Below are 21,767 nucleotides of genomic sequence, written 5' to 3' on the forward strand. Positions count from 1 at the left end.
AGGAGCACAGATGTCTCGCGTAGTCGTAGTGACCGGAGCCAGTGGAGGAATCGGACGGGCCACCGTGGCAGAGTTCGCCCGACGGGGCGACCACGTGGCGCTGATCGCCCGCGGGCAGACGGGGCTGGATGCGGCCGCTGCCGCCTGTCAGGAGCTCGGGGCGAAGACCCTCACGGTGCCGACCGACGTCTCTGACGCTGACGCCGTCGCCGATGCCGTTGACCGCATCGAGACCGAGCTCGGCCCCATCGACGTCTGGGTCAACGTGGCGTTCACCTCGGTGTTCTCGAAGTTCGATGACATCACGCCCGAGGAGTACCGCCGGGCGACCGAGGTCAGCTACCTCGGGTACGTCTACTCCACCATGGCCGTGCTGCCGCGGATGAAGAACCGGGGCCACGGCACCATCGTGCACGTCGGATCGGCCCTCGCCTACCGCGGCATCCCGCTGCAGACCGCCTACTGCGGCGCCAAGCACGCCATCCAAGGCTTCCACGAGGCCCTGCGGTGCGAGCTGCTGCACGAGCACAGCAACGTGCACGTGACGATGGTGCAGATGCCGGCGGTGAACACCCCCCAGTTCTCGTGGGTGCTCTCCCGCCTGCCCAAGCATCCGCAACCGGTGCCGCCGATCTACCAGCCGGAGGTCGCAGCGCGGGCCGTCGTCTTCGCAGCCGACCACCCCAGACGTCGCGAGTACTGGGTCGGTGCCAGCACCGTCGGCACCCTGTTGGCCAACGCCGTCGCGCCGGGCATCCTCGACCGCTACCTTGGGCGCACCGGCTTCGCCTCCCAGCAGAACGGTGACCTGAGCACCGAGGGCAACGTGGTCAACCTCTGGGAACCGGCTGATGGCGAGCAGGGCCGAGACTTCGGTGCCCGTGGCGTCTTCGACGACAAGGCCAGAGCGGGCAGCCCACAGCAGTGGGTGGCCCATCGCTACCCGCAGGTCGGGGTCGCGGCAGCGGTGCTCGCCGGGGCGGCCGGGGTGGCCATGGCCGTGGGCCGACGTCGATGAGCGTGGGGACCAGCCGCGACAACCACCGTCTCGCGCGTGCTCTCGGGGTGGCCGGTATCGCCTGGGGCGCAGCGCTGCTGACCGCTGGACCGCCCATCTGGCGCTACCTCGATGACCGAGGACCCACCGACGTCGACCAGATCGCCCTGAGGTTTCTCGGCTCCCGTCACCTCGCCACCGGTGTCGTTCAGGTGTTCTTCCCCACCCGGTTCCAGCGGCTCGAGATCGCGGTCGACCTGATCCACACCGCGACCATGGTCGCCCTGGCCGCCGCCGATCCACCCCGTCGTCGCCCGGCGCTGGTCACCGCGTCGGTGGCCGTAGCCAGCGCCACTGCCGGGATGGCCATCCGCGCCCGTTCCTCCCACGCAACGCCGGCCGGCTCATGACCACCACGAACGGCACGGTGGACGACCGGACCATCGCGCCGCTGGTACCACCGCAGGCGTTGCGCGACTACGCCTTCCTCGCTGACGGCTACCGTGGCGCCATCGTCGGCCCGCGCGGTGACGTCTCCTGGCTCTGCGCACCCACGTGGGACTCCCCGGCGGTTCTGGCCAATCTCATCGGCGGCCGGGGCTGCTACGTCATCTCCCCGGCCGACACCTACGTCTGGGGCGGTTACTACGAGCCGGGCTCGCTGATCTGGCGTAGCCGGTGGACGACGACGAGCGGCCGGATCGAGTCGCGGGAAGCCTTGGCTGTGCCGTCCGACCCCCACACCCTCAGGTTGCTGCGGCGGGTCGAGAACGTCGACCGCACCACCGCCCGCATCGACGTGCGGCTCGACCTGCGCGCCGAGTTCGGCTCCGCGCCCAGCGACATCCATGCCGAGGGGGGTGGGGTCTGGTCGATCGAGACGGGCGGCCTGCACTGCCGCTGGTCCGGTGCCGTGGGCGCCCGACACGGCGGTGACGGCTCGCTTCGGCTCTCTCTCGAGCTGGCCGCCGGCGAACGACGCGACCTGCTCCTCGAGATCGGTGACCTACCGCTGGAGGGCCCGGGCGACCCCGACCGGCTCTGGTCCGAGACTGAGCACTACTGGCACGAGAGCGTTCCTGACTTCGCGGGCTCGGCCGCGCCGCGCGACAGCCAGCACGCCTACGCTGTCCTGCGCGGGTTGACGGCACCGGGCGGCGGCATGATGGCCGCCGCGACTCTCGGTCTGCCCGAGCGGGCCGAACGCGGGAAGAACTACGACTACCGCTACGTGTGGCTGCGCGACCAGGCCTACGCCGGCCTCGCCGTCAGCGTGCTCGAGCCGCTGCCCCTGCTCGACGAGGCCGTCGCCTTCACCACCGCCCGGGTTCTCGAGAACGGTGACCAGCTGGCCCCCGCCTACCGCCTCGACGGCAGCCTGCCGCCGGCGGAGAAGCACCTTGACCTGCCCGGTTACCCCGGTGGTGCGGTCGTCACCGGCAACTGGGTGCGTGGGCAGTTCCAGCTCGACTCGATGGGGGAGCTGCTCCAGCTCTACGCCGCCGCGGGGCGACACGGGCACCTGGGCACCGACGACGAACGCGCCATCGCCAGCATTGTCGAGACGATCACCTCGCGCTGGACCGAGCCCGAAGCCGGCGTCTGGGAGCTCGAGAACAACTGGTGGATCCAGTCGCGGCTGGCGTGCGTCGCCGGCCTGCGAGTGACGGTACGGGACGTGCCCGGCACCGACAGCACCCGCCTGCTCTCTCTGGCTGACGCCATCATGGCCCAGACCTCCAAACGCGGCTTGGGGCCGGACGGTGCCTGGAAACAGGCCCCCGACCGACCTGGGGTCGACGCCTCCCTGCTGCTCGCGCCCGTGCGAGGGGCCCTGCCAGCAGATGACCCTCGCAGCTGCGCGACCCTGGCGGCCGTCACTGAGCAGCTCGCACAGGACGGCTACCTGTACCGGTACGCGCCCGACGACCGCCCGCTCGGCTCTGCCGAGGGAGCGTTCCTGATGTGCGGGTTCGCCATGAGCCTCGCCCAGCTCGCCGACGGCAACCGCGTCGAGGCGTATCGCTGGTTCGAACGCCAACGCGCCGCCTGTGGCACCCCCGGCCTGCTCTCGGAGGAGTTCGACGTGCAACAACGCCAGCTCCGCGGCAACCTCCCTCAAGGCTTTGTCCACGCCCTGCTCCTCGAAGCCAGCCAGGCGCTGGGGAAGACCGACCACTGAACCGCCCACCGCTCAACGAAACGAGGTGTATCGACGATGAATGACCCGACGACAGATGCCCAGCAGCAGGAGCCCACCGTGGAGGCGTCCCCGGTCGATGCCAACGACCGGCACGACATCCTGACCCAGCAGATCATCGACGACCTCGCCAGAGGCTCTCGGGGCCGTCAGCACGCGGAGGTGGTCGCAGAGCTCGCCGAGAGCCTCGCCGAGCGTGGCCTGCCGGCCAAACCTGGGCCGTGGCTCGATGCGGTGGCCGCGGAGGCGATCACCGGCAACGCCTACGTGGTGACGGCCCTCACCGCGCGGGTCTGCGACGTGCCCAAGCCCGACATCGACCGCTCCGGCAAGACCATCAAGTGACCCGCGCCAGCCGGCACCAGGGGAGGAAGACCTGGTGAGCGTCACCGTCAGACGGACCAGCCTGGTGACGATCTCACCGTCGCTGCGGGCAGAGCTCGCGCACCTCGCTCCCCGGCTTCCCAATCATGATGCGGCGTCACGGTGGTCACTGCCGAGGCAGCGATGACGAGCCTCCCGTGACCGCACCTCGAACGGGCGACGACGGTCTCGAACCGGGCGGCGAGCCCGCGCGCGAGGCCGGCCACGGGCCCCGGCTCCACCAGCATCCGCAACCCGCATCCCTACAGCGAGCAGCCGCACCAGCCAGTCTGGTCATCGCGGCTGCCTGGTGTTGGCGCATCCTCGTTGTGGCCGCCACCGGGCTGGGTCTCATCATCCTGGCGTCCCGCTTCTACCTACTGGTCCTACCCTTCTTCTTCGCGCTGTTGTTAGCCGCCCTCCTGCACCCGCTGCTCGGCACGCTGCGGCGCCTGAACCTCCCGCGAGCCATGGCCACCTGGGCGACCATCATGATCGCGCTGGTGGTGATTGCCGGGGTCGGGTGGTTCGTCTGGACGCGCGCCGCTTCGAGCTACACGCAGCTCATCGCGGAGGTCGACAGCCTCGCGAGCCGGCTGCGTGGGTACGTTGGCCAGGTCAGCGGCAGCAACACGCTGCAGCTGGCCCAGCTGCAGAACAGTGCGGTCTCGTGGCTGCAGCAGCACAGCAACACGGTGATCGGTGGCGTTCTCTCCTTCGGGGCGGTGCTGGGCGAGCTGCTCACCGGCGCGATCGTGACACTCTTTCTCACCTTCTACTTCCTTCAGGAAGGCGACCGGATCTGGAGCTGGGTCGTGCGACTGTGCCCTGCGAGCGTGCAGCCCAGCATCCGGGGCGCCGGTTATCGGTCCTGGCAGGCACTGTCCGGTTGGGTGGTCGGAACCGCGTTCATCGCGCTCTTCCACGGTGTCGTCGTCGGTCTGACCCTCTACTTTCTCGACGTGCCGTTGGCCGTTGCCCTCGGCGTGTTGGTCTTCATCGGCAGCTTCATTCCGGTCATCGGCTCCATCGTCTTCGGCGGCCTCGCCGTTCTGGTCGCGCTGGTCAGCCAAGGGCCGGTGCCCGCCCTGGGGATGCTGGCGATCCTGCTCATCGACAGTCAGATTGAGGCTCACCTGCTGCAGCCCTTCGTCGTCGGGCGGGCGGTGGCGCTGCACCCGGTCGCGATCGTGCTCGCCCTCACCGCCGGCGGTGTCATCGGCGGTATCTTCGGCGCCATCATCGTCATCCCGATCGTGGCATCGGTGCACGCAGCCGTGAAGTACCTCACCGGGGTCGAAGACCTGTTCGGCCAACCCCGCCGCGTCGACGCCGATCGGATGGCACCCGAACCGCCGCCGGAGTACGCACCGCTACCGCTCTACGCCTCGGCCGTGCTGGCTCCCGGAGCAGCCGCAAGGGCGGGTGTGGAGCGGCACAAGCAGAACGACCGGCCGGGCCCGAACGAGAAGACAACCGGTCTCTCTGCGGCCTCAGAACCGGATGCTCCCAAAGATCACGAGGCACCGCCCACCTGATCACGGCATCCGCACGGATGCCGCTCTGCCGGGGATGCCGTCTGTGCGTGGCGCCACGCCATGCTTGGGTGACCGGAGCCGGGTGTCGGGGAACCTTCAGCAGCAGCGAGGTGGCCTGCACGAAGGCGAAGCCGACTGCGATGCCGACCCCGATGGTGAGCGGCGAGGCCGGGACCGCTACAGAGGAGTAGACGGGCCAGGTGGAGAAGGGGCGTGAGTCGACCTACGAGGTCGGTGACGGCGTCTCGAGCGTCGTCACCGAGGGGGTGGTGCCACCCGTGATGGAGGCCTGCACGTCTCGGCAGGCGTCGGCATGCTGACGCAGCGCCGTCTGAGCGGTGTCGATCTCGCGCACCACTGAGCTCAGCTCGCTGGCGTCGAGGTCACGAGCAGCCGTGACGGCACGTTTGGCGAGGTCGTTCAGCGCCACGGCATCGGCGGAGACCTTGAGGCATTCGGCCGGTACGACCACAGTGGCCGTCGTGGGCGCCCCGGTGCTCCCGGCCCCGGTCGTCGACGCCGTCGATGACGCAGCGGCATCGGGGGGAGCCGTACCCGAGTCGCCCGAGCGCAGCGCTCCGATCAGCAGACCCCCGAGCAGCAACCCCACCACGAAGGTGATGGCCGGGATGAACCACCGCGCGCGCCCCAGCGACTCGACGGGGCTGGTGGACGGGTTCTTCTCGTGGTCGGCTTTCTGGCTCACGATGTGCTCCCAGCTGTGGTCGGGTGTTCAACCTAGGCCCTGGCGTGCCGGGTTCGTCAACTTCGTGCCGGTTCGCCGCTCGCACTCGATGTCGCCTTCCGGTCGGGCGGTGAGCCCACGCCGGGGTCGGGCCGGCTCGGAGGCGCCTGTCCTGTGGACGTCGATGACGTGGGCGATGTGGTCACCAGCGACGCGTAGTCATCAGCCTGCACCGGTTCCACCGTGAGCGCGCCATCGGGAAGTGGCACCTCGATGGCTTTCCCGTCGGCCCGGACCAGCTTGACCCGGTCGACACCACGCACCGACGTCGCGGTCAGCACGACCTGCCCGATGGCAAGGGGCAGCCGGTTCGCTGCCGGGCCCTGTTCGCCCAGGTCGAGCTGCACGACCGCGGTTCGCTCTCTCACCTGATTCAGCGACAACGCCACCCCCGGGCCGAGGGCGGTCGCCAGCCCTGAGGCGCGCTGGGCCTCGTCGGGCCCCTGCGCCAGCTGGGCGAGCAGGGCCTGGAGAACCTGTGGCGGACCGCTCGACTCGAGCGGCGCCTCCACCGCCCTGAGACGGTTGCTGCTCGTCAGCAGGTACAGGCGGGGTGTCGTGGCGCGCAGCGGCTGAGCCTTCGTCGAAGGGGCCGCGGTCGCGGTTCCGAGCAGGTGGTAGGGGACAGAGCTCGGGTCGATCTGTCGGGGCGGTCCGGAGTCGGGCAGGCCACACGAGGTGGACACCGCGCAGACGACCAGCAGCGCCAGCACGAAGCGAGTCAGCTTCACGAGCTGCGCCCCGTCGCCGGCTGGACGGCATCCGACGGGTGGCCGTGGCTGACCCCGTCGCCCGGACGGGCTTGAGCGCCGGCGTCTGAATCGCGGTCGGGAGCATCGTTGTCGTCCATGAGCAGCGGCAACCTCATCACGAACCTCGCGCCACCGGTGGGGGACTCGGTGCACCAGGCCGCACCACCGTGGGCCTGGACCGTCTCGACCACGAGGCTGAGCCCGAGCCCGCTCCCGGGACGGGAGCCGCGCGACCCGGCGCGCGCGAACCGGTCGAAGATCCGTTCGCGGTCGGTGGGCTCCACCCCGGCCCCGGCGTCGTCGACGAACACCATCACCTGGTCTCGGGCGCGTTCGAGGGTGACGGCTGCCAGTCCCTCGCCGTGCACGTCGGCGTTGGTGAACAGGTTGAGCAGGGCCCGATGGATCTGACCCTTGTCAACGAGTACGGGCAGCGGCGTCGCGTCGCCCGACGACGGGACGGGACCGGCCAGGATGAGCAGGGGGTCGGTCCCTCGATGTCGCTCCATGAGCGCATGCCGCACGAGATCCCCCAAGTCGGTCGGGGCCAGGTCGAGGGTGGCGACCCCGGCATCGAGCCGACCGAGCTCGAGCAGGTCCTCGAGAGACTGTCGAAGCCGCTCGAGCTCGCCCTCGACCAGGTCGAGCGCCTGTTGCCCGCGGTCGGAGAGCTCGTGGCGGCGACGGACCAGCACGTCGACGCTGGCTTTCAGGGTCGTCAGGGGTGAGCGCAGCTCGTGGCTGAGATCGGCTGCGAAACGGGCGTCTCGCTCGATCCGGTCCTGAAGGGTCTCGACCATGGCGTTGAACGAGCCGACGATCACGGCCAGGTCGGGGTCGTCGGTACCGGGGAGCCGGGTCTCCAGCTTGCCGATCGCGATGTTGGCCGCCGCCCCCGAGATGGTGTCGAGCGGGGCCACGAGGCGTCGGGCCGCGGCGCGGCCGAGCAGGGCGCCGCCGAGGGTCGTCACCAGGGCAGAGATGAGCAGGACCGTCGAGAGGGTGGACAGGGTCCCAGCCAGCTCGGTGGTCGAGCTGACCTCGAAGAACTCTCCCCTTACGGCAGGCAGCGGAACGCCCACCACGATGCCTGGGCCGTCGGAGGTGCTCGTCCAGGCGAGACTCGCGGTGCCGGACAACGCGTCGCTCAGCACCGCCGGTGGAACGCTGGCCGATCCCTCGCGCAACGACGACGAGAACCATTGACCATCGCGGTAGAGCAGGATGTCGGAGCTCGCCGGCGGCGACACCGAGCCGATGACGTCGCTTTCGCGCGCCCCGGCGGTGAGCAGGCCGTCTCGCACCACGGAGGCGTCGACGAAGGCCTGCCGCGTCGCGATCCGCTCGCGCTGGTCGACGAGGTAGTGCCGGGCGGCGACGTAGGTGCTGAGCGCCAGCAGCGCCGACACCGTCAGAGCCCCAGCCGCGAACGACACGGTCACCGTCGCGCGCAGACCCAGCGGGGACCGCCAGCGCCTCACCTCGCCACCATCGAAACCGTCGCCATCGTCGCCACCGTTTTCACCGTGGGTCGAGCCGGTAGCCGAGGCCTCTGACCGTGACCAGCAGGGTAGGGGTGCCTGGGTCGCTCTCGATCTTGGTTCGCAACCGCCGGACGTGCACGTCGACGATGCGCTCGTCGCCGAAGTAGCCGCGGTCCCAGACGCTCTCGAGCAGCGCTCGCCGGCTGAGCACTCGGCCGGAGGCGGCGCCCAGCTCGCAGAGGAGGCGGTACTCGGTGACCGTCAGGTGCACGTGACGGTCACCACGTCGAACGAGCCCGGCCGCCTCATCGAGCACGAGCGGCCCGTTCTCACGATCGAGAACGAGCTGGTGGGAGGTGTGGGCTGCGTCGGTGTCGGGGCCCACGGCGACGGGGGGCCGGCGGCGCAGTGCCCGGAGCCGGGCGCTCAGCTCCTTGACCTCGAAGGGCTTGGTGACGTAGTCGTCGGCACCGGCCTCCAGGGCCGCCACGATGTCATGGGTGTCGGAACGCGCGCTGAGCACGATGATCGGCGCCGAGCTGGTCGGTCGGACCGACCGGATGAACGAGAAGCCGTCCATCCCGCCCAGCATGAGGTCGACCAGCATCAAGTCTGGCGCCGACTCCTGCACCGCTGCCAGCGCGGTCTCGGCGTCGGCGGCATCGACGACCTCGTAGCCCTCGTCCTCCATGGAGAGTCGCAACGCAGTGCGGATGCCGTCGTCGTCCTCGAGGAGCAGCAGGCGCGGGGACATGGCCTCATGGTGCCAGCAGAACCGGGCCTCCACCCCACGACCCACGCGTGCAGGGGTGGTTGTCACACAACTGAAAACAACTCGAGCAGCCCGTCGTCATGTTCGACCGTCAGTGTGAGGAGTCCATCACCCCCGTCATCTCTGGAGGAACCGGTGACCGTCGAAGCGGTTCGCGTGCACGGCGAGCGGTCACTCGAGGTGACCCTCGACCCGGAGACCCTCCTGCAGGACCTCAGTGGGATCAAGCGAAAGCTCGCCCCGATCCTGCTCGACGGCCATGGCGTGGTCAGCGTCGACATCGGCGCGGTCGACAGTCTCTCCTCCGTGACCGTGGCCGCCCTGCTGCGAATCAAGCGGATCTGCCTGGCGCGTGGGGTCGAGATGCGCGTGTGCAACCCCAATGCCCGCAACCTCAGCGTCATGCGTCGGTGCGGCATGTTGCGGGCCATCGACGCGACGGCTTCGGGCGGCGAGAGGTGAGCGCGCTCGCGGTGCGCTTCGCCCGGGTCGTACGCGACCGCGGCCGGTCGGCACCGGGGTGGGACATCACCCTTCTCCAACAGGCGAACGCGACGGCCGAGGTGCGCCGTGCGCGCGACGACGGCGCCACCCCCGCCGCCGGTTCCGGGTGCTCGAACGACCCGTCCCGCCCGGCCGTCGAGGTGTTCGTGGGCGATGAGAACCACCCTGTGAACGACGCAGGCGGCGATGGCCACGCCTGCTTCACGGCGGTCACCTGCCTGGGTGACCGTCGTGTGCAGGTCCGCTCGTGCTCCGCGCCCCCGGCGCTGCTCGTCGGACGGTCCGGAGCCGAGCTGGTGCCGAGCACCCCCTGCAGTGTCGGTGGGGCCGTGGTCGATGACGAGCACCGGCTGCTGGTGTTGTCCGCCGCCGCCTACGAGACGTTGCCACGCGCCTTGGTCGTCCTCCTCCGGGAGTTCCCGTCCCGGTTCCTGCGCACCGACCCGGTGACGCTGCTCGAGACCCTCTTCGCCGACATTCCGGTCGGCAGCGCCGCGCTGATCAGCCCGATCGCCACGATCACGCCGGCTGACCGACGAAACCCCCAGGAGTCAGCATGATGAGCAGCCCCGCGTTCGCGGCCGCCCTCCAGCACGAGCGCAAGCGCGCCGAACGTCGGCTCGAGCGGGCCATGGCCCGCGGCGACGAGTCGGCGGTGCTCGACGCCACCGACCGCCTCGCCGACCTCGAGGAGATCAGCCGCTTCCACGCTCCCGAGGTCGACACCGCGCCGGTCCCGGCCCGATGACCGTTGCGCAGCCGCAGGAACGGTTCGCCATGCTGCACCCTCTCGAGCAGGAGCCACCGGCGGTGCAGATCGACGACCTGCGCAGCTTCGGCCCGCATCGGCTCAAGGCCTGCTTGTTGTCCGCGACGGTTGAGCGACGAGAGCGGGCCACCGCCACGTTCGACGAGTTCGTCGACACGGTGAGCGACGTGTCGGGTGAAGCGATGACGCGGGGGCGGGGGGCCGTCACGGTGAGGTTCTGGGTCGACGCGCGGTGTCTCGTCGCGACCGTCTCCGACCGGGCAGACGGGTTCGAGCGGGTGGTGTGCCTCTCGCCGGCCGCCGGTGACGACCTGCGCCACCAGCAGCAGTGACGCTGCCGCCTCGCTGAGTGCCCGTGGCTGCGAGGATGACGCCATGACCACCGGCATCCTCGTTCTCGCGGCGACCCCCATCGGCGACCCGAACGACGCCGCGCCTCGCCTGGCCGTTGAGCTGACCAAGGCGAATGTTGTTGCGGCCGAAGACACCCGTCGTCTGAAGAGGCTCACGTCGGCCCTCGGCATCACTCCTGGGGGAAGCATCGTGAGCTACCACGAGCACAACGAGGCTGCTCGCACTCCCGAGCTCGTCGAGCGACTCACGGCCGGAGAGCGCGTCGTCGTCGTGACGGATGCCGGGATGCCGTCGGTCTCCGACCCCGGGTACCGGCTCGTCGTCGCTGCGGTCGCAGCCGGCATCCGGGTGACCTGTGTGCCGGGGCCGAGCGCCGTGCTCATGGCGCTCGCGGTCTCGGGCCTGCCGGTCGACCGGTTCTGCTTCGACGGTTTCCTCCCGCGGAAGGCGGGTGAGCGGGCCCGCCAGCTCGCCGAGCTGGCCGACGAGCGTCGCACCATGGTGTTCTTCGAGGCGCCGCACCGGCTCGATGACACCTTGGCCGCGATGGCGCAGGCCTTCGGCGCCGAGCGACCTGCCGCAGTGTGTCGAGAGCTGACCAAGACCTACGAGGAGGTGCGGCGCGGAGGCCTGGCCGAGCTCGCCGACTGGGCGGCCGAGGGCGTGCGCGGAGAGATCACGATCGTGGTGGCCGGAGCCCCCCGAGAGGTCGGCACCGTCGACGACGCGCTCGACGGCATCCGGTCACGGGTGGCGACGGGAGAGCGGCTCAAGGACGTCTGCGCCGACGTGGCGTCGCGTACCGGCCTGTCGAAGAAGGCGCTCTACGACGCCGCCATCGCGGCCCGGGGCTGAACGGCAGCCGGTGGGTCCGGGGCGGCGCTCAGGACGCCGTGTGAAAGGACACCGCACCGGCGGCGTTCCACAAGACCGTCATCGTGACGGATCGACCACCGCCGGTCACCCTCACGGTGCCGGACCCACCTGCGGTGCCGACCCGCTGCACATGGCCGGACACCGTCGTGTCGCGGGTGAAGCGCACCGCGTTGAGCGTGGCTGCACCGGAGTCGGAGTACCGAACCGTGCCGCCGCGCAGACCGAGATCTCGGTTGCCGTCGACGTAGTCCCAACGAACCAGGGCATCCTTGCCCTCCAGCAGCGCCATGGCCGCCAGCCTGCGCAACCAGAGCGGACCGTCGCCCGGCAGCGGCTGAACTGACGCCAGCGAGCTCGGGTATGCGGGAACGGCGTCGATGGCCGGTATGCGGGACAGGCAGGAGGCATCGAGCGCGCCGTCAGGCTTGGTGACAAAGGCCTGCAGAACGGAGGCGCCGCAGGGGTAGGCATTGTCGAGGGCGACCAGATGCACGTTGTTGGCTGCGACGTAGGCCCGAGCCGACGGTCCCAGCTGGCGGGAGATGTGGGCTCCTCCCGCGGCGGGCGTCAACGAGTCCAGCTCGCCGTTGAGCACCAGGACCGGCACGTGTCGAGGGTTGAAGGGGCCAGGCGGCACCGCCGGATCGGCCGTATGCGTCGGTCGGGGCCAGTCAAGACAACCGGTGTAGGTCTCGGTGTAGGGCAACACCGAGAGCCACTCCCGCACCGAGAACGGGGCGAACGTGGCGGCCGGCTCTGCAGCGACGGCCTTGGCCAGCTGCGCGCGCCGCTCGTCCGGTGAGGCGTGCATCGAGAACAGCTGCGGGTAGTCGGTGCACGCAACAGCGAGGTAGAGCCCGTCGGAGTAGTAGCTCGCTCGGGTGCCGACGTAGTCGCTGTAGTCGTAGCCGACGTCCTGGGCGTAGAGGCGCAGCAGCGGTTGGCCGTCGTGTCGTTCGAGATAGGCCCGGGCCGCCGCATCGAGCTGACGGTACGGGTCTGTGTCGTATCCGGCATCGTTGACGATGTTGACCAGTGCGGTGACATCAACCGACACGTGATGACGCCGGGCGTCGGTACCGACCGTCCAGCCCGTGACCGGGTGGTGGCGCAGCGCGGCCGCAAGCCGGCCGACCCGCGCCCAGGAGGACCCCGGCGGGCAGCCGGCCGTGCGCCGGCAGACCGTGTCGAACGCCTTCCTGGCCGTGGTGACGGAGGTGGTGTACCAAGGGTCGAGTCCGCGCGCTTCGTACGCGGAGTCCATCACGACCGACCGCAACATCTCGGGATACCGGGCGAGGAAGGACTGTGCGACATAGGTGCCGTAGGAGTCACCGTAGAAGTCGACCCTGCCCAACCCGAGCTTGCCCACGACGTCGGCGATGTCGCTCGCGACGTTCGCGGTGCCGAACAGGTCGGACGCCTGGACGAAGGCACCATCGGTGCGCCGGAAGGTGTGGTTGAGCTGCTCACCGCATCGCTTCGCCGCATCGGGAAACTGGTCGGAGGGGCTGGGCAGCTGTTGCAACGGCGCGCAGTTCAGCGGCGTGGAACGCCCGGTGCCGCGAGCGTCCACCACGAGCAGGTTCCGGTGGCGCAGCAGCGACCCCGCCATCGCCTCATAGCTCGGCGCGGTGCCCGTGGAGGGGTATCCGGGACCACCTTCCTGGGCGACCAGCGTTCCTTGCGGCCGACCCTGGCTCGGCACCCAGCCGAACCCGATCCTGATCTCGCCGGCAGACGGGTCAGTGCGGTCGAGTGGCACTTGGACGCTGCCGCACCAGGCGGCGCGCTGCGTCTGGAGCATGCACGGCTGCAAGGAGACTGACCCGACGCGCAGACCCGACGTCGATGCGTCGCCGAGGGACTGCACCGTGCTCACCGCACTCGCGGGTGAGGTGAAGGTGACAGCCGCCACGATCGCTACGAGAGTCACTTCAGCCAGCCGGCGCGGGAACAGCACGGGTTCGAGTGTCCGCGCGTCACGGTCGCGCGTCAACGGGTTGAGCGGCCCAGGGCGTCTGCCCGACCTCGCGTCGCGAACCGGCCGGTCGACGATGGTGCTCTAGGACGCGGTCATCGCGGCCCTGGACTGCAGGGCCGCGGGTGGGTCGATGACCACCTCGACGCCGGGCAGGTCGCCTTCGACGTTCGCCGCCCCGTCGTCGTCGACGCCCACGCTGAAGACCCGACCAGCGAACCGCAGCCCCTCGACGCGAAAGGCACCGAACGGCGAGCGTGAAGGGGGAGACACCCGTAGGCGGCCGGCCGGAGCGTCGGCCGCCAGCCCGAGCGAGGCAGTGACCACCGCCACGGCCGAGGCGGCGGCCCAGGCTTGAGGTCGACACGAGGCGGGGTAGGGAACGGGCCGGCCGAGCAGCGTCTCACCGGCGTAGAGCTCAGGCCAGCGGTAGCCGAACAGCTCTGCGGAGTCGACCAGGCTGGCGGCCACTCGGGCAGCGTCGTCGGCCCGACCCTCACGGGCCAGGCCCCAGGCGCAGATGGCCGTGTCGTGGGTCCAGATGGAACCCGTGTGGTACCCGATCGGGTTGTAGGCCGGGTTGTCGTGCGAGAGGGTCGCGAGTCCGAGCAGGCCGAGCAGCCGAGGCCCGGTGACGGTCGCGGCCACGGCGGCCGCCTCGGTGGGGCTGAGGGCCCCGGTGCCCAGGGCGTGCCCCATGTTCGAGCCGATGCCATCGACGAGCCCACCCTCGCCGTCGAGGGCCATCGCGAGAACAGGGCTCCCGTCGACCGAGGTCCAGAACTGGGCGCGCAGGCGTTCGGTGAGGGCCCTGCCCCAGGCGCGCACCTCGCCGGCGCCGCGTCGGCCGAAGTGGTCGAGCAGGGTGGCCGAGGCGGATGCTGCCTCGATGGCGTACGCCTGGGCCTCGACGAGGGCGATCGGGGCCGTGGCGACGTGCCCGGAGGCGGTGCGCATCGAGTCGCCGGAGTCCTTCCAGCCCTGGTTGGCCAGACCGTGTCCGGTGGTGTCGATGTAGCGGATCAGACCGCTGCCGTCGGGGGAGGCATGGTGCAGCAGCCAGTCGACGGCGCGTTCGAGGTTCGGCAGCAGGCCCAGCACGTCGGAGTCGGGCAGCCCCCACCGCCACGCGTCGTGCAGGAGACAGATCCAGAGGGGGGTGGCGTCGACCGTGCCGAAGTAGACCGGGTCGAGGCTGAGACCGGCTGCCGCGTCGATGAAGCTCGACCGGCGAACCTCGTGCGGGATCTTGCCGGGATCCTCTGCGGTCTCGGCGTCGTGGCGCGTGCCCTGCCGGCGGGCCAGGGTGCGTAGCGTGCCAAGGGCCAGGTCGGTTCCGAGGGGGAGGGAGAGGCGTGCCGCCCAGATCGAGTCCCGACCGAAAAGGGTTAGGTACCAGGGGGTTCCGGCTGCTGCGAACACGTCGGCCGGGTTCTGCGGGTCGCAGAGCAGCAGGGCAGCGAGGTCGGTCACGCCGGCCTCGAGGGTGCGGGCCAGGCGAGGGTCTCGACTCGTCGCTGACACCCCGCGCCAGTCGACGAGCGCACTGCCGGAGTCGGCGTCGAAGCTCGACGGCGCGACCCGTTCGACCGAGACGGTGACGGTCACCTCGAACCGCTCACCCAGCCGCAGGTCGACGTCCCAGGTTGCGGCGCCCGGCATCCCCTCGTTGCCGGTCTCGAGCAACCGTGGCGGCGGACTGAGGGTGACGCTCGTGCGGTGGCGGGCGTCGTGCCAGCGCAGCCCTGCGTCGGCCGGACGCGGGTCTTCAGCAGCGGTCTGTGACCGGCTCATCGGGAGCAGGGGCCCGTTCGCCGTGCCGTGCTTGACCTCGGCAAGATCGGCACCGTCGCCGCCGATCTCGAGGCGCAGGGTCGTGGTCACCGGTGACCCCGACCGCGACACGAGGCAGACCGTGTCGACGAGGGTGGCCGGGCCGACCTCGAGGCTCTGGTGCAGCTCGACGGTCGGGTCGGGGGCCTGCTCGCCCAGATCGCGCACGGCGCCCAGGAAGCGAGCGTGGTGCCCGAGGCTGCTGGCCGCCAGTGAGGTGATGGCCAGGTCACCCGTCTCGACCCGCAGGTGGCTGAGCACGCGACGGTCATCGACGTACAGCCCCTCGGCGCCGCCCGTGAAGCCTCCGTGCGCGCTCAGGACCGTGGAGTTGCCGTGGGTGGCGATCTGCAGGTCGTGCAGCCAGGGCTGGTGGTGTCGGACGGTCGACATCGAACCTCCGTTGGTCATGTCCGGGCATTGCTGTTGGTGCTGCGGGTGGCGCCACATCGGCCCGGTCGGTCGGTGACAGTTTGCCTGCCCGGAGGCGGAGCCTCTTGACAGGGCTTCCGAACGTGAGCAGAGTCTGCCATGATTTGAACGATCAAATCACTGATGACGCAAAGATGCGAGAGGGCTTCCGGATGGACCGTCAGCACGGCACGCGAGCCACGATCTCTGACGTGGCGCGGGTCGCGGGGGTCTCCCGGCAGACCATCAGCAACGTGCTGAACAACCCCGAGCGGGTCAGGCCGGAGACTCGCGAACGGGTGCTCGCCGTCATCGACGAACAGGGCTACCGACCGAACGCGGCAGCGAAGCAGCTGCGCCAGCGCCGGGCCCATGCACTCGGGATCGAGCTCGACGTGACCGGCAACCGACGGGTCAGCGGAGTGCTCACAGCGTTCCTCGTCGAGAGCGTGCTCGCCGCCCGTACCCACCGGGCCAGCATCGTGCCGTTCGTGAGCGCCGACCACGAGCGGCCTGAGCCTGAGTTCGACGACCTCGTTCGTCGTCAGATGGTCGATGGCTTCATCATCGTCGACACCAGGCTGGGCGACCCTCGTCCGGCGTGGCTGCGCGAGCGCGGCATCCCCTTCGTCTCGTTCGGCCGGGTGTGGGACGACCCCGAGCACACGGCGTGGGCCGACGTCGACGGCGCTGCGGGGACTGCGACAGCGGTGGAGCACCTGGTGGCGGGCGGCGCCCACCAGGTCGCCTTCCTGGGTTGGCCGAGCGGGTCACCCACGGGCGACGAGCGTCGACTCGGGTGGCAACGAGCGACGCGCGCCGCCGGCATCGAGGACCCCAGCCTCGTGCAGGAGTCGGTTCAAGACGTCTCCGAGGCCACCCTCGCCGCTGCCGGGCTCGTGCGACGGCTCAACCCCGGCGACGCCATCGTCTGCGCCTCCGACGAGCTGGCCATGGGAGCTCTGCGCGCCGCCCGCGCAGCGGGGCTCACCCCCGGCCTCGACTGCTCCGTCGTCGGCTTCGACGACGGCCCACTGGCCGAGGCTCTCGGCCTGACCACGTTGAGACAGCCCGTGTCGGAGATCGCCCAGCACCTCGTCGCCGTGGCCACCGGCCTCGGTGACGGCGATGACCCACCCGCCCACGGTCGGCTCGCCCTGCCCACCCTCATCGTTCGCGCCACCTCCATCCGGAGGGCCACCCCCGAAGAAGAAGAAGGAAGATCATGACCGCGCACAGCAATCGGAAGATCATGAGCGTCGCGCTGGGCGCGACGGTCGCCGTCGGACTGACCGCCTGTGGCGGGGGTGGGTTCAGCGGCAGCGGTGACGCTGCTCCCCAGAACACCGCCAAAGGCCCGGTGAACCTCACGATGATCATCGGCAGCTCGGGTGACGCCGAGACGAACGCCGTCAAGGCGGCCACCGCGGCCTGGGCCACGAAGACGGGTAACACGGTCGAGGTGGTCGCAGCGGCGAACCTCAGCCAACAGCTCGGGCAGGCCTTCGCCAGCACCAAGCCACCAGACATCTTCTACACGGATGCCGCCCAGATCGGCACGTTCGCGAAGGCGGGCAACCTCTTCGCCTACGGCGACCAGGTCAAGGACGCCGGTTTTCTACCGGCGCTCGTCAAGACCTTCACCTACGACAACAAGTTCTGGTGTGCCCCCAAGGACTACTCGACCCTCGCGCTCGAGATCAACACCGACCTCTGGGCCAAGGCCGGGCTCACCGACGCCGACGTTCCGAAGACGTGGGAGGAGCTGGAGGCGGTGGCCAAGAAGCTCACCACCGGCAAGGTCACCGGTCTGGTGATCGGCAACGACATCAACCGCAGTGGGGCGTTCATCAAGCAGGCCGGCGGCTGGGTCGTCTCGGAGGACGGCACCAAGATGACCGCCACCAGCGAGCCGGCCAAGGCCGGCCTGGCCGAGGTGCAGAAGCTGATGAAGGCCGGTGTGCTGAAGTTCAACACCGACACCTCACCCTCGACGGGGTGGGGCGGTGAGGCCCTGGGCAAGGGCGTGGCCGCGATGACCATCGAGGGCAACTGGATCAGTGGCGCCAAGAAGGACTTCCCCAACCTGAAGTACAAGGTCGTCGAGCTGCCCGCAGGCCCCGCCGGCAAGGGAACCCTGCTCTTCAGCAACTGCTGGGGCATCGCCGCCAAGTCGCCCAACCACGACCAGACCATCGACCTGGTGAAGTCGCTCCTCGCGACCGACCAGCAGATGAAGTTCGCCGACGCCTTCGGCGTCATGCCGTCGACGGAGGAGGGGGCCAAGGCTTTTGCCGAGAAGTACCCCGACTCGGCGGCCTTCGTCAAGGGTGGCGACTACGCCCAGGGCCCGGTCAACCTGCCGGGGTTCAACGACGTGCTGGCCAAGTTCAACTCGCAGCTCGCGACGCTCGGCAAGGGCGGCGACCCGAACGCGTGGCTGGCAGAGCTGCAGAAGAACGGAACGGCCGCCATCGGGGGTTGAGCCCTCCCTGACGAACACCCGGCAGACGTGACGGGTGGCGAACGCCCCCCCGGTACCCCTCGACCGGCGCCACCCGTCACCCCGCCTCACGCCCCGAAGGGGCTCGTTCCAGCCGCACGACCCAGAAAAGGAGCAGGCGCCATGACGCCATCACAACAGACCTCAGCCCCACGGCAGAAGCGCGGCGGCGGCATCCGGGGCCGGGAAGGAATCGCCGGCTGGCTCTTCGTCTCGCCTCTCGTCCTCATCCTGGGCATCTTCCTCGTCATCCCCATCTTCATGGCGCTCTACGTCAGCCTGACGAACTGGCAGGGCAACGGCAGCCCCTTCACGGGTGGGGAGGGGGCGCAGTTCGTCGGGGCGCGCAACTACCTCGACCTGTTCACCCGTGACGGCCTGACCCGGTCGAACTTCATGCAGTCGATCGGGAACACCTTCTACTACGTGCTGCTCGTCGTGCCGCTGCAGACCATCCTCGCCCTCTCGCTCGCGCTGCTCGTCAACAACAAGATGCTCAAGGCCAAGAGCTTCTTCCGCACAGCCTTCTACTTCCCCTCGGTGACGAGCTCGATCGCCATCGCGACCGTGTTCCTGTTCCTGTTCAGCAACAGCGGGGCGGTCAACGCCTTCCTCGGCTTCTTCGGCATCGACGCGCCGCAGTGGTTCTCCGACAGTCGCGGCCTGCTGCACATCATGTTTGGGTGGGTCGGGGTCGACAACCCGGCCTGGGCGCAGGGCGACATCCTCGGACGCAGTGTCTGGGACTGGCTCTCAGGACCGTCGGTGGCCATGTGCGTCATCATCTTCCTCGTGGTCTGGACGACGTCGGGCACCTTCATGCTGATGTTCATCGCGGCCCTGCAGGACGTGCCGGTCGAGGTCGAGGAGGCTGCGGCGCTCGACGGCACGAGCCAGTGGCAGAAGCTACGGCTCGTCACGGTGCCGATGATCAAACCCGCGCTGTTCCTGGTCATCACGCTCGGCCTCATCGGTACCTGGCAGGTCTTCGACCAGATCTACGTCATGGGCAAGGGCGCCCCGGCGGGCACCACTCTCAGTCCGGCCTTCCTGTCGTACCAGCAGAGCTTCGAGAACTTCCAGTACGGCTCGGGCGCCGCCATGGCCTTCATCATCTTCGTCATCATCGTGGTGCTCACCCGCATCCAGCGTCGGGTGCTCACCGACAAGGACGAACGCACCCCGCTGTTCCGATCGCTACGACGCGGAGGCCGGTCATGACCACTCGCTCACACCCCGTCAAGACGGTGCTGTTCTACATCGCCCTGCTCGCCTTCGCCACCTTGTTCATCTACCCGTTCTTCATCCAGATCGCGACGTCGTTCAAGACCGACGCGGGTGCGGTCGACAACCCGCTGTCGCTCGTCCCGAACCCGTTCAGCACGGCGGCGTGGAGTCGGATGTTCGGCGGGACCAACGACTCCTCGGTGCCGATCCTGACGTGGACGAAGAACTCCTTCCTCGTCGCCTTGATCGTCACGGTGGGGCGCGTCTTCCTCGACTCGCTGGCGGGCTACGCCCTCTCGCGGCTGCAGTTTCGCGGTAAGGGTGCCCTCTTCGCAGCGATCCTCGCCGTCATGGCCGTGCCGGGCGTGGCTTTGCTCATCCCGAAGTTCCTCATGGTCAACTACCTCGGCATCTACGACACCTACTACGCCATGATCCTGCCGCTCATCGTCGATGCGGCTGGGGTGTTCATCATGAAGCAGTTCTTCGACTCGGTGTCGATCTCGATCGAGGAGGCTGCCCGCATGGACGGCGCGAGCATCTTTCGCACCTTCTGGTCGGTCGTGCTCCCGATGGCCAGGCCCGCGCTGATCACCCTGACCATCCTGTCGTTCCAGGGGTCGTGGAACGAGTTCAGCCACTTCCTCGTGGTCACCAAGGGCACCCCCGAACACCAGACCCTGGTGACGGGGCTGGCGAGCCTGACGAGCGGACAGCTCGGCTCGGGCACCCAGTACCCCTTCAAGCTCGGCACCGCACTCCTGACCACGATTCCGGTGGCCGTGCTGTTCTTCGCGCTGCAGCGGTACTTCGTGCGCGGGGCCAACGAGGGCGGTGTGAAGGGCTGACGGCATCCGCCCGGATGATCGTCGTGGCTAGTCCGCGGTTCGGCTGGCCCGGCGTTCGGGCGTTCTGCCGTCAGTGGTGGAAGGCGGTGGCCGGGCGCTCGGTGGGCATGGGCGACTCGAGCCGGTCGAGGTAGTCGACCGCGGCTCGTAGGTCCTGCAGGAACCCCTCGGCCAACGGGCGACCGAACCCGTTGCGCACGACGACCCGCTGCACCGTCAGGTCGCCAAGGTCATCGGGCATCGGGTAGGCCGGCACGAGCCAGCCTCTGATCCTCAGCCGCTCGGAGAGATGGTAGAGGTTCCAGTTCTTCGTGTGCCCCGGCTTGAGGCTCCACGCGAAGACGGGGATGTCGCTGCCGTCGTTCCACAGGTCGAACGCAGGCATGCCCCCGATCTCGGCGGCGAGGTGTCGCGCGACGTTCTGGGCGGCCTGCTGGACCTTCACGTACCCGTCGTGACCGAGGCGCAGGAACAGGTAGTACTGCAGCAGCACCTGCGCGCCGGGGCGAGAGAAGTTGAGCCCGAAGGTCGGCATCTCGCCGCCGAGGTAGCTGACCTTGAACACGAGGTCCTCCGGGAGGTCGTGCTGGCTGCGCCAGACGACCCAACCCAGACCAGGGGGGACCAGACCGTACTTGTGGGCGGAGGTGCTGACCGAGACCACCCGGTCGACCCGGAAGTCCCACTCGAGCTCGGGCTGGAGGAAGGGCGCGATCATCCCCCCGGAGGCCCCGTCGACGTGGATCCTGACGTCGAGACCGGTCGCGGCCTGGATGCCGTCGAGGGCGTCGGAGATGGCCCGGACCGGTTCGTACATGCCGGTGTAGGTGACCCCCATGATGGCCACGACGCCGATCGTGTTCTCGTCGACGTAGCGGGCCAGGTCGTGCCCGTCGAGCACCTTGTGCGCAGCGGAGATCGGCACGTACCTCGGCTCGACGTCCCAGTAGTTGCAGAACTTCTCCCAGCACACCTGCACCGCGGAGGACATCACGAGGTTGGGCCGCTCCGTCGACAGTCCGGCGGCTCGCCGGGCGTGCTGCCAGCGACGCTTGAGCGCCAGCCCTCCGAGCATGCACGCCTCCGAGGAACCGACGGTCGAGGTTCCGATCGCGTTCTCGGGGTCGGGTGCACGCCAGAGGTCGGCCAGCATCATCCAGCACCGGGTCTCGATGGCCGCCGTCTGCGGATACTCGTCCTTGTCGACGAGGTTCTTGTCGGCCGCCTGGAGGTAGAGCCGTTCGGCCTGCTCGTCCATCCAGGTGCCCACGAAGGTCGCGAGGTTGAGACGCGCGTTCCCGTCGAGCATGGCCTCGTCGTGGACGATCTGGTAGGCCGTCTCGGCGAGGGACTCACCCGGCGGTAGGGAGAAGCGTGGCAGTGCTGACTCCTCCTCCGCACGCGCGAACAACGGGTTGAGCTCGACCGTCGCCTCCGTCTCCGACGAGCGGCTCAGCCTGTTCGCCCTCTGCACGGACTTCGACCTGGTCATCGGGATGCCCTTCTTCGACGTGGCGACCTTCTGACTCTAGGCTCCCGAGTTGGCCCGACGCCGGACGCAGGCGAGGCGGTAAGGCGGGAGCAGCGACCGCCGGGGGCCACCTAGGATT

At 69.4% G+C, this 21,767-nt stretch carries 21 protein-coding genes; 14 read left to right on the top strand and 7 right to left on the bottom strand.

What is annotated here, in order from left to right:
* Positions 1–10 precede the first annotated feature (10 nt).
* From BA895_RS18995 to BA895_RS19015, 5 genes are all read left to right on the top strand, one after another.
* Positions 11–1,018, top strand: a complete 1,008-nt coding sequence (locus BA895_RS18995) for an SDR family oxidoreductase (protein ID WP_070193436.1) — start codon at positions 11–13, stop codon at positions 1,016–1,018.
* The gene (locus tag BA895_RS19000; protein ID WP_139142772.1) at positions 1,015–1,407 is read left to right on the top strand and encodes a hypothetical protein; all 393 of its coding nucleotides are present in this window, start codon (positions 1,015–1,017) and stop codon (positions 1,405–1,407) included. The genes BA895_RS18995 and BA895_RS19000 overlap by 4 nt, the downstream gene beginning before the upstream one ends.
* Positions 1,404–3,179 carry a glycoside hydrolase family 15 protein gene (locus tag BA895_RS19005; protein ID WP_070193438.1) on the top strand — a complete coding sequence of 592 codons (1,776 nt, stop codon included), beginning with the start codon at positions 1,404–1,406 and terminating at the stop codon, positions 3,177–3,179. Before BA895_RS19000 ends, BA895_RS19005 begins: the two co-directional genes overlap by 4 nt.
* Positions 3,180–3,215: 36 nt before the next feature.
* The gene (locus tag BA895_RS19010; RefSeq protein ID WP_070193439.1) at positions 3,216–3,542 is read left to right on the top strand and encodes a hypothetical protein; all 327 of its coding nucleotides are present in this window, start codon (positions 3,216–3,218) and stop codon (positions 3,540–3,542) included.
* Positions 3,543–3,718: 176 nt separating this feature from the next.
* Positions 3,719–5,098 carry an AI-2E family transporter gene (locus BA895_RS19015; protein ID WP_175442385.1) on the top strand — a complete coding sequence of 460 codons (1,380 nt, stop codon included), beginning with the start codon at positions 3,719–3,721 and terminating at the stop codon, positions 5,096–5,098.
* Positions 5,099–5,321: 223 nt separating this feature from the next.
* Here BA895_RS19015 and BA895_RS19020 read toward each other — a convergent pair whose 3' ends face one another.
* The 4 genes from BA895_RS19020 to BA895_RS19035 are packed head-to-tail and all read right to left on the bottom strand — an operon-like array spanning position 5,322 to position 8,833.
* A complete protein-coding gene (locus tag BA895_RS19020) occupies positions 5,322–5,804 on the bottom strand; it encodes a hypothetical protein (RefSeq protein ID WP_070193441.1) in 483 nt (160 codons plus the stop codon).
* A gap of 56 nt (positions 5,805–5,860) precedes the next feature.
* The gene (locus BA895_RS19025; RefSeq protein ID WP_070193442.1) at positions 5,861–6,574 is read right to left on the bottom strand and encodes a GerMN domain-containing protein; all 714 of its coding nucleotides are present in this window, start codon (positions 6,572–6,574) and stop codon (positions 5,861–5,863) included.
* A complete protein-coding gene (locus BA895_RS19030) occupies positions 6,571–8,076 on the bottom strand; it encodes a HAMP domain-containing sensor histidine kinase (RefSeq protein WP_083283546.1) in 1,506 nt (501 codons plus the stop codon). The genes BA895_RS19025 and BA895_RS19030 overlap by 4 nt, the downstream gene beginning before the upstream one ends.
* Before the next feature lie 40 nt (positions 8,077–8,116).
* Positions 8,117–8,833: a response regulator transcription factor gene (locus BA895_RS19035; RefSeq protein ID WP_070193527.1), complete on the bottom strand. Its 717-nt coding sequence runs from the start codon at positions 8,831–8,833 to the stop codon at positions 8,117–8,119.
* Positions 8,834–8,986: 153 nt separating this feature from the next.
* On the opposite strand from BA895_RS19035, the gene BA895_RS19040 reads away from it, so the two are divergent.
* The 5 genes from BA895_RS19040 to rsmI are packed head-to-tail and all read left to right on the top strand — an operon-like array spanning position 8,987 to position 11,333.
* The gene (locus tag BA895_RS19040) at positions 8,987–9,313 is read left to right on the top strand and encodes an STAS domain-containing protein (protein ID WP_070193444.1); all 327 of its coding nucleotides are present in this window, start codon (positions 8,987–8,989) and stop codon (positions 9,311–9,313) included.
* Positions 9,310–9,915 (top strand): hypothetical protein, encoded by a 606-nt coding sequence (locus BA895_RS19045; RefSeq protein WP_070193445.1) that lies wholly within the window; start codon positions 9,310–9,312, stop codon positions 9,913–9,915. The genes BA895_RS19040 and BA895_RS19045 overlap by 4 nt, the downstream gene beginning before the upstream one ends.
* Positions 9,912–10,103: a hypothetical protein gene (locus tag BA895_RS19050; protein WP_070193446.1), complete on the top strand. Its 192-nt coding sequence runs from the start codon at positions 9,912–9,914 to the stop codon at positions 10,101–10,103. The genes BA895_RS19045 and BA895_RS19050 overlap by 4 nt, the downstream gene beginning before the upstream one ends.
* The gene (locus BA895_RS19055) at positions 10,100–10,456 is read left to right on the top strand and encodes a hypothetical protein (RefSeq protein WP_070193447.1); all 357 of its coding nucleotides are present in this window, start codon (positions 10,100–10,102) and stop codon (positions 10,454–10,456) included. Before BA895_RS19050 ends, BA895_RS19055 begins: the two co-directional genes overlap by 4 nt.
* A gap of 43 nt (positions 10,457–10,499) precedes the next feature.
* Positions 10,500–11,333, top strand: a complete 834-nt coding sequence (gene rsmI, locus BA895_RS19060) for a 16S rRNA (cytidine(1402)-2'-O)-methyltransferase (protein WP_070193528.1) — start codon at positions 10,500–10,502, stop codon at positions 11,331–11,333.
* Between the two features lie 28 nt (positions 11,334–11,361).
* On the opposite strand, the gene BA895_RS19065 is transcribed toward rsmI, so the two are convergent.
* Both BA895_RS19065 and BA895_RS19070 read right to left on the bottom strand, forming a co-directional pair.
* Entirely contained in the window at positions 11,362–13,317 is a 1,956-nt protein-coding gene (locus tag BA895_RS19065; protein ID WP_139142774.1) for an alpha/beta hydrolase, read from the bottom strand.
* 102 nt (positions 13,318–13,419) lie between these two features.
* Positions 13,420–15,561: a glycogen debranching N-terminal domain-containing protein gene (locus tag BA895_RS19070; RefSeq protein WP_175442386.1), complete on the bottom strand. Its 2,142-nt coding sequence runs from the start codon at positions 15,559–15,561 to the stop codon at positions 13,420–13,422.
* A 191-nt stretch (positions 15,562–15,752) separates the two neighbouring features.
* On the opposite strand from BA895_RS19070, the gene BA895_RS19075 reads away from it, so the two are divergent.
* From BA895_RS19075 to BA895_RS19090, 4 genes are all read left to right on the top strand, one after another.
* Positions 15,753–16,808: a LacI family DNA-binding transcriptional regulator gene (locus BA895_RS19075; protein WP_070193450.1), complete on the top strand. Its 1,056-nt coding sequence runs from the start codon at positions 15,753–15,755 to the stop codon at positions 16,806–16,808.
* Positions 16,805–18,064, top strand: coding sequence for an extracellular solute-binding protein (locus BA895_RS19080; protein ID WP_070193451.1), 1,260 nt, complete (start codon positions 16,805–16,807; stop codon positions 18,062–18,064). Before BA895_RS19075 ends, BA895_RS19080 begins: the two co-directional genes overlap by 4 nt.
* 141 nt (positions 18,065–18,205) lie before the next feature.
* On the top strand, positions 18,206–19,303 hold the full coding sequence (locus BA895_RS19085; protein WP_070193452.1) for a carbohydrate ABC transporter permease: 1,098 nt from the start codon (positions 18,206–18,208) through the stop codon (positions 19,301–19,303).
* A complete protein-coding gene (locus BA895_RS19090; RefSeq protein WP_070193453.1) occupies positions 19,300–20,157 on the top strand; it encodes a carbohydrate ABC transporter permease in 858 nt (285 codons plus the stop codon). The genes BA895_RS19085 and BA895_RS19090 overlap by 4 nt, the downstream gene beginning before the upstream one ends.
* Before the next feature lie 70 nt (positions 20,158–20,227).
* Here the strand turns inward: BA895_RS19090 and BA895_RS19095 are convergent, their stop codons facing one another.
* The gene (locus BA895_RS19095; RefSeq protein ID WP_070193454.1) at positions 20,228–21,649 is read right to left on the bottom strand and encodes a glutamate decarboxylase; all 1,422 of its coding nucleotides are present in this window, start codon (positions 21,647–21,649) and stop codon (positions 20,228–20,230) included.
* Positions 21,650–21,767: the final 118 nt, after the last annotated feature.

Origin of the sequence: Humibacillus sp. DSM 29435 (genome assembly GCF_001758225.1) — a bacterium.
In the GTDB taxonomy this organism is placed as follows: domain Bacteria; phylum Actinomycetota; class Actinomycetes; order Actinomycetales; family Dermatophilaceae; genus DSM-29435.